Source organism: Maribacter zhoushanensis (assembly GCF_029350975.1).
GTDB lineage: Bacteria > Bacteroidota > Bacteroidia > Flavobacteriales > Flavobacteriaceae > Maribacter > Maribacter zhoushanensis.
In genome coordinates this window covers 1-5,692 of sequence record NZ_JARKMR010000016.1, presented here as the reverse complement: position 1 = coordinate 5,692, position 5,692 = coordinate 1, and the positions used below count along the sequence as shown (strand labels likewise).

2 tRNA genes and 3 rRNA genes are annotated in these 5,692 nt (G+C 49.5%); all 5 read left to right on the top strand.

The window, feature by feature from the left end:
* Positions 1-359: 359 nt before the first annotated feature.
* Positions 360-1,886: ribosomal RNA gene (locus tag PXD56_RS18560) — 16S ribosomal RNA — on the top strand.
* Between the two features lie 184 nt (positions 1,887-2,070).
* Positions 2,071-2,144, top strand: a tRNA-Ile gene (locus tag PXD56_RS18555).
* A 117-nt stretch (positions 2,145-2,261) separates the two neighbouring features.
* Positions 2,262-2,338, top strand: a tRNA-Ala gene (locus PXD56_RS18550).
* Between the two features lie 203 nt (positions 2,339-2,541).
* Positions 2,542-5,370, top strand: a 23S ribosomal RNA gene (locus tag PXD56_RS18545).
* Positions 5,371-5,539: 169 nt separating this feature from the next.
* Positions 5,540-5,651: ribosomal RNA gene (rrf, locus tag PXD56_RS18540) — 5S ribosomal RNA — on the top strand.
* The 16S, 23S and 5S rRNA genes sit together here with 2 tRNA genes alongside, the layout of an rRNA operon.
* Positions 5,652-5,692: the final 41 nt, after the last annotated feature.

The following is a 5,692-nucleotide window of genomic DNA, read 5'->3' as shown; positions in this document are numbered from 1 at the left end:
GAATCGGGAATAGGGAAAAAGGTTCTTAGGTAAGTTGTTTTGGATTGGCGAAAAAAAGAAAAATAATTTTTTTCGATAAAAGTTGCCAGGTTAAAAAACAGTTGTATATTTGCAGCCGCTTAGGGAAACACCTAAGGGAAACGAGGCGAAGAAATCGAGAGATTTGAAGCGGAGTGGATAGAAGTTCATTGAAATATTGTGGAGATAAGAATCGAGTTCAGGTGAGGACCTGTTCGAGAGGAACAAGAATTAAGGAAACATACAATTTAGTATATCGCGAGATATATATATAAGGAATTGAATCGAGAGTCGGGGCCGGGAGAGATTTTGACTTCGTTGGGACGAATATTTACAAAACAACGATGAAGAGTTTGATCCTGGCTCAGGATGAACGCTAGCGGCAGGCCTAACACATGCAAGTCGAGGGGTAACATTTGTGCTTGCACAAGATGACGACCGGCGCACGGGTGCGCACCGCGTATGGAACCTGCCTTGTACAGGGGAATAGCCCAGGGAAACTTGGATTAATGCCCCGTAGTACCGTATTTCGGCATCGTTATACGGTTAAAGCCTTCGGGCGGTACAAGATGGCCATGCGTCCCATTAGCTAGTTGGTAAGGTAACGGCTTACCAAGGCTACGATGGGTAGGGGCCCTGAGAGGGGGATCCCCCACACTGGTACTGAGACACGGACCAGACTCCTACGGGAGGCAGCAGTGAGGAATATTGGACAATGGAGGAGACTCTGATCCAGCCATGCCGCGTGCAGGAAGAATGCCCTATGGGTAGTAAACTGCTTTTATACGGGAAGAAAAAGAGCTACGTGTAGCTTACTGACGGTACCGTAAGAATAAGGACCGGCTAACTCCGTGCCAGCAGCCGCGGTAATACGGAGGGTCCGAGCGTTATCCGGAATTATTGGGTTTAAAGGGTCCGTAGGCGGGCCGATAAGTCAGGGGTGAAAGTTTGCAGCTCAACTGTAAAATTGCCTTTGATACTGTTGGTCTTGAGTTATAGTGAAGTTGCCGGAATATGTAGTGTAGCGGTGAAATGCATAGATATTACATAGAACACCGATTGCGAAGGCAGGTGACTAACTATATACTGACGCTGATGGACGAAAGCGTGGGGAGCGAACAGGATTAGATACCCTGGTAGTCCACGCCGTAAACGATGGATACTAGCTGTCCGGGTCCTTGAGACCTGGGCGGCCAAGCGAAAGTGATAAGTATCCCACCTGGGGAGTACGTTCGCAAGAATGAAACTCAAAGGAATTGACGGGGGCCCGCACAAGCGGTGGAGCATGTGGTTTAATTCGATGATACGCGAGGAACCTTACCAGGGCTTAAATGCATATTGACAGGTCTAGAGATAGATTTTCCTTCGGGCAATTTGCAAGGTGCTGCATGGTTGTCGTCAGCTCGTGCCGTGAGGTGTCAGGTTAAGTCCTATAACGAGCGCAACCCCTACCGTTAGTTGCCAGCATGTCATGATGGGGACTCTAACGGGACTGCCGGTGCAAACCGTGAGGAAGGTGGGGATGACGTCAAATCATCACGGCCCTTACGTCCTGGGCCACACACGTGCTACAATGGTAGGTACAGAGAGCAGCCACGTCGCAAGGCGGAGCGAATCTATAAAACCTATCACAGTTCGGATCGGGGTCTGCAACTCGACCCCGTGAAGCTGGAATCGCTAGTAATCGGATATCAGCCATGATCCGGTGAATACGTTCCCGGGCCTTGTACACACCGCCCGTCAAGCCATGGAAGCCGGGAGTGCCTGAAGTCCGTCACCGTAAGGAGCGGCCTAGGGCAAGATCGGTAACTAGGGCTAAGTCGTAACAAGGTAGCCGTACCGGAAGGTGCGGCTGGAACACCTCCTTTCTAGAGATTGTCCTTTAAGGACGGTCCCTGACGAAGTAAAGAATTGGAACTACGGTCCCGGTCTTTTGATTTAATACTATTTTTCCATAGTGATTGTTCTGGTAAAAAAAATCTCCATAATTATGATATATAAGTAATTGCTTTTTCCAAAAGGTATTTATGCTGGAAAGGAAGGAGTAGGGACAGTCCCATAGCTCAGCTGGTTAGAGCGCTACACTGATAATGTAGAGGTCGGCAGTTCGAGTCTGCCTGGGACTACAAACAAAAAGGGCCGTTTTTAAAATGACGGTACGTTCATAGATTGAAATATTGAAGGAAATTTTAGAAGTTGTGCTACCTGTCAACTGTAAACTGGCAACTGCCTACTTATAGAATGGGGGATTAGCTCAGCTGGCTAGAGCGCCTGCCTTGCACGCAGGAGGTCATCGGTTCGACTCCGATATTCTCCACCAGGCAATGCCCGGGATGTGAAATAAGATCTTAGGAGCTTGCGGTGAGCAGCATAGATGATTTAATCGTCTATCGCGACTCGCGATCGTTCATTGACATATTGGAACAGGAGGTAAGATTTTATCTTACCGCCTAAAAAAGAAAGAAACACGAATCTTTATTAAGTAAAGAGTACGAATTAAGAATAGAATAGATTAAAGATCTGGCGACAAGCTGGAAAAGGGCGTATGGGGAATGCCTAGGCTCTCAGAGGCGAAGAAGGACGTGATAAGCTGCGAAAAGCTACGGGGATCGGCACACACGATATGATCCGTAGATATCCGAATGGGGCAACCCGGCATATTGAAGATATGTCATCTCGTAAGAGAAGTAAACCCGGGGAACTGAAACATCTAAGTACCCGGAGGAGGAGAAAACAAAAGTGATTCCGATAGTAGCGGCGAGCGAAATCGGATTAGTCCAAACCGTACATGTTCCGGCATGTGCGGGGTTGTAGGACCACGACATTCGAGGTGTAATGAACTAGAACGCTTTGGAAATAGCGACCATAGAGGGTGATAGTCCCGTATAGGCAAAGAGCATTTAGATAGTGGTATCCTGAGTAGTGCGGGGCACGTGAAACCCTGTATGAATCCGGCGGGACCATCCGCCAAGACTAAATACTCCTGAGAGACCGATAGTGAACCAGTACCGTGAGGGAAAGGTGAAAAGAACCGTGAATAACGGAGTGAAATAGATCCTGAAACCATACGCTTACAAGCGGTCGGAGCCCATATGGGTGACGGCGTGCCTTTTGCATAATGAGCCTACGAGTTACTTTTACTGGCAAGGTTAAGTTCTTCAGGAACGGAGCCGTAGCGAAAGCGAGTCTTAATAGGGCGCCATAGTCAGTAGTAGTAGACGCGAAACCGTGCGATCTACCCATGGGCAGGTTGAAGCTGTGGTAACACATAGTGGAGGACCGAACCCGTTGACGTTGAAAAGTCTTGGGATGACCTGTGGGTAGGGGTGAAAGGCCAATCAAGCTCGGAAATAGCTCGTACTCCCCGAAATGCATTTAGGTGCAGCGTGTAGATAGTTTTATAGAGGTAGAGCTACTGATTGGATGCGGGGGCTTCACCGCCTACCAATTCCTGACAAACTCCGAATGCTATAAAATGTTTCTGCGCAGTGAGGGCATGGGTGCTAAGGTCCATGTCCGAGAGGGAAAGAACCCAGATCACCGGCTAAGGTCCCAAAGTATATACTAAGTTGATATAACGCGGTGGAACTGCATTGACAGCCAGGATGTTGGCTTGGAAGCAGCCATTCATTTAAAGAGTGCGTAACAGCTCACTGGTCGAGCGGTTCCGCATGGATAATAATCGGGCATAAGTATATCACCGAAGCCGTGACTTCATATTAATATGAGGGGTAGGGGAGCATTGTAACTGCGTCGAAGGCGTACCTGCGAGGGATGCTGGAGCGGTTACAAACGAAAATGTAGGCATAAGTAACGATAATGCGGGCGAGAAACCCGCACGCCGAAAGACCAAGGTTTCCCCAGCTATGCTAATCAGCTGGGGGTCAGTCGGGACCTAACGCGAACCCGAAGGGGATAGTGGATGGACAACAGATTAATATTTCTGTACCTGCTCACGCTAAAAGTGACGGAGGCGAGAAGTTGGTGCGTACAGACGGAATTGTACGTTGAAGGGAGCGGTAACGCCCCGATAGTACACCGAGACCACGGTCAAGGTGATAATCCAGCATATCGACTTCCAAGAAAAGCGAGTGAAGCAGCCCGTACCGTAAACCGACACAGGTGGTTGGGATGAGTATTCTAAGGCGCTCGAGAGATTCATGGCTAAGGAACTAGGCAAAATAGACCCGTAACTTCGGGAGAAGGGTCGCCCCCTTATGGGGGGCCGCAGTGAAGAGGTCCAGGCGACTGTTTATCAAAAACACAGGGCTCTGCAAAATCGAAAGATGAAGTATAGGGCCTGACACCTGCCCGGTGCTGGAAGGTTAAGAGGAGATGTCAGCTTCGGCGAAGCATTGAATTGAAGCCCCAGTAAACGGCGGCCGTAACTATAACGGTCCTAAGGTAGCGAAATTCCTTGTCGGGTAAGTTCCGACCTGCACGAATGGTGCAACGATCTGGACACTGTCTCGGCCATGAGCTCGGTGAAATTGTAGTATCGGTGAAGATGCCGGTTACCCGCAGTGGGACGAAAAGACCCCGTGCACCTTTACTATAGCTTCGTATTGACCTTGGTCAAGCAATGTGTAGGATAGCTGGGAGACTTTGAAGCTGCATCGCCAGGTGTGGTGGAGTCATTGTTGAAATACCAGCCTTTGCTTGTCCGGGGCCTAACTCTCTATTGAGAGAACAGTGCGTGGTGGGTAGTTTGACTGGGGTGGTCGCCTCCAAAAGAGTAACGGAGGCTTCTAAAGGTGCCCTCAATACGGTTGGCAATCGTGTGTAGAGTGCAATGGCACAAGGGCGCTTGACTGAGAGACATACAGGTCGATCAGGTTGGAAACAAGAGCATAGTGATCCGGTGGTTCCGTATGGAAGGGCCATCGCTCAAAGGATAAAAGGTACGCCGGGGATAACAGGCTGATCTCCCCCAAGAGCTCATATCGACGGGGGGGTTTGGCACCTCGATGTCGGCTCGTCACATCCTGGGGCTGGAGAAGGTCCCAAGGGTTGGGCTGTTCGCCCATTAAAGTGGCACGCGAGCTGGGTTCAGAACGTCGTGAGACAGTTCGGTCTCTATCTACTGCGGGCGTTAGAAATTTGAGTGGATCTGACTCTAGTACGAGAGGACCGAGTTGGACTGACCGCTGGTGCACCAGTTGTTCCGCCAGGAGCATCGCTGGGTAGCTATGTCGGGATCGGATAAGCGCTGAAAGCATATAAGCGCGAAACCGGCCACAAGATGAGATTTCTTTAAAGGGCCGTGGGAGATGACCACGTTGATAGGCTATAGGTAGAAGGGCAGTAATGTCCGCAGCCGAGTAGTACTAATTGCCCGTCAGGCTTGCGCATACGTACGTCCCTTCCTTGGTGGAGGGGCGGACGACGATCTTTACTTCTTTCTTTTTTTACGGTACGTTACATAAATAAAATACGTATTTTTTTCCTTTATAGGATCCTGTTCCATTCATGTCAACGATATTGCGGCGAAGTCCGCGGTCGGATATATCCGATCTAAAACTTAGGTGGCCATGGCGACGGGGCCCACCCCTTACCATTCCGAACAGGGAAGTTAAGACCGTTTGCGCCGATGGTACTGCTATACCAAGTGGGAGAGTAGGTAGCCGCCTTTTTCGAAAGCCCTTTACAGTAATGTAAGGGGCTTTTTTTATAC